This is a genomic window from Okeania sp. SIO2B9 (genome assembly GCF_010672505.1).
Taxonomy (GTDB): Bacteria; Cyanobacteriota; Cyanobacteriia; order Cyanobacteriales; family Microcoleaceae; genus Okeania; species Okeania hirsuta.
Window position 1 is genome coordinate 1 of the sequence record NZ_JAAHGK010001244.1, and the last position, 2,250, is coordinate 2,250.

The 2,250-nt window shown below is 36.6% G+C and carries 2 protein-coding genes; both read left to right on the top strand.

The window, feature by feature from the left end; all coding sequences use genetic code 11:
- Window positions 1-782 precede the first annotated feature (782 nt).
- Window positions 783-1,214, top strand: a complete 432-nt coding sequence (locus F6K13_RS29395; RefSeq protein ID WP_375339366.1) for a L,D-transpeptidase — start codon at window positions 783-785, stop codon at window positions 1,212-1,214.
- A gap of 90 nt (window positions 1,215-1,304) precedes the next feature.
- On the top strand, window positions 1,305-2,054 hold the full coding sequence (locus tag F6K13_RS29400) for a L,D-transpeptidase (RefSeq protein WP_124146240.1): 750 nt from the start codon (window positions 1,305-1,307) through the stop codon (window positions 2,052-2,054).
- Window positions 2,055-2,250: the final 196 nt, after the last annotated feature.

The window sequence follows — 2,250 nt, forward strand, 5'->3', positions numbered from 1 at the left end:
ATATGCTATAACGCTGTAGTGGATTTGCAGTTATATCATGTCCGGATAATGAGCGATAGAACAAAAAAACTTTCTCCTTTTCCTCCTCTTTCTTCTTCCCTCCTGACTCCTGACTCAGTCCTCCTGACTCCAATGTATTTGACATATCAAAAGCTGAAAACTCAGACAACGCCTGATTTTTCCTCCTTCCTTCTGTTGTAGATAACTAAACGCCTTCTTCTTTCTGCTATATATGCTATAACGCTGTAGTGGATTTGCAGTTATATCATGTCCGGATAATGAGCGATAGAACAAAAAAACTTTCTCCTTTTCCTCCTCTTTCTTCTTCCCTCCTGACTCCTGACTCAGTCCTCCTGAGGACTCCGTCGTTTATTTATAAGTATTCAACCGGACATGATATTACAGCGATTTTTAAATGGATGAACCACATAGTCGCACACCAAAACCATTGTAGGGAGATTCCATAAAACCTCTCTACTGTGGTCTACTAATCATAAAAACTACTGTATAATCAAAAACCAGCATATTTTCAGTAGTTAAGGATTGACTAAATGAATGAAAAAGTCAGAAAAAAATCTTTATCTAGATGGAGCAATAGTAGTCAAAAACACAATATTTTTAGTGGTTTTCATCTGTTAATACTCTTAAGCATAAGTATAGTCATTAGCTGGAACTATTTACAACGAAAAGCTCATGCTTCAACTCCTGTTGAAAATCAAGAAGCTTCAACTAATGCTACAGACTTAATAGAAATTCAGTCTCCAATAAAATCAAAATCACCGATTACAAAAAAAATACTAAAAGAACTTTATATTCAGCAAAATGAAAATATTTATTTAGTCATAAAATTAAGCGATCGCCGTGTCTATATATATCAAGACGAGCAATTAAAAACCAGCTATCCCATTGCTATTGGTAGAGAAGGATGGGAGACTCCTTCAGGTACATATAAAGTCATGCAAAAAATTCCAAATCCATCCTGGAAACATCCTTTTACTGGAGAAATAATACCACCAGGTCCAGAAAATCCTTTAGGGGAAAGATGGATTGGTTTTTGGACAGATGGCACAAACTATATAGGTTTTCATGGAACACCCGACGAAGAAACAGTAGGACAAGCTGCTTCTCATGGTTGTGTTAGAATGTTAAATCAAGATGTACTAGCCCTATTTGAAAAAGTAGCAATTGGTACAACTGTCATCGTCGAACCTTAACAGAATATGAGCAGAGTTTATTGATAAATTAAGCTACTAATAATATTAGTTTCTGATAATATCTATATAATTAATTTTGAGGAGTGAAAAATGATCGAATCTACCACAAATAAATGCCTTAGTCCGATGCTAAAAATCAACAAGGGAGCATATAATTTAACAGCAATATTCTTAACTACAGCAATTATTATATTATCTGGTCAAAAGTTATCCATAGCTTCTGTTTATACGACTGAGACAACTAATAATAATCAGCAAACACAGAAGGAAGCTAATTTAGCATTTGATGATTTGACGCCAAAGTGGCAACCTCCCGTTCAAGACCTCCAAAAATATTTACTAACAGAAGGAGAATCAGTTAATTCATCATTTGGTGGCTTAATGCCAAACCTGAAACGTGCTGTTAAAGACTTTCAAAAATATTTGGGAATAGAAAGAATAGAAGTAGAAAAGTTAATCCAGGTGGTACTTCGCTTAGGGGAACGACGAGTATATGTGTATGAAGGAGAAGAGGAAATAGCTAGTTATCCTGTAGCAGTGGGTAAACCAGGTTGGGAAACACCAACAGGTAAATTTGAAGTTATTCAACTGGTGGAAAATCCGCAATGGCAAAACCCCTGGACGGGTGAGGTAATGCCAGCAGGGCCAAATACAGCTTTAGGATTGAGGTGGATTGGTTTTTGGACAGATGGAAAAGATACCATTGGGTTTCATGGTACTCCCACTGTAGAATCCATTGGATATGCTGCATCTCACGGTTGTGTGCGGATGCGGAATGAAGATGTGATTGCTTTATTTGAAAAAGTACAGGTGGGTACAACTGTAGTCGTGGAGCCATAGTTTACATAGGTAGATCGCCGAACTTGAGATAATGAATTAAAAGTCTGAGGGAATACTTGAGCAGATCTAGAGATTTGGAGCTTTAATATCCTGACTATATCCAGGTGAATCATAAAAATCAACAAACTGGTAACCACATTAGACACAAATGCAGTTTTGCTTATGTCTTCGATGGCCATTTTTACGGATATGTTTG

Excerpts from the sequence above, each read along its gene's own strand:
- F6K13_RS29400 (WP_124146240.1), top strand. The coding sequence starts at position 1,305 with ATGATCGAATCTACCACAAATAAATGCCTTAGTCCGATGCTAAAAATC.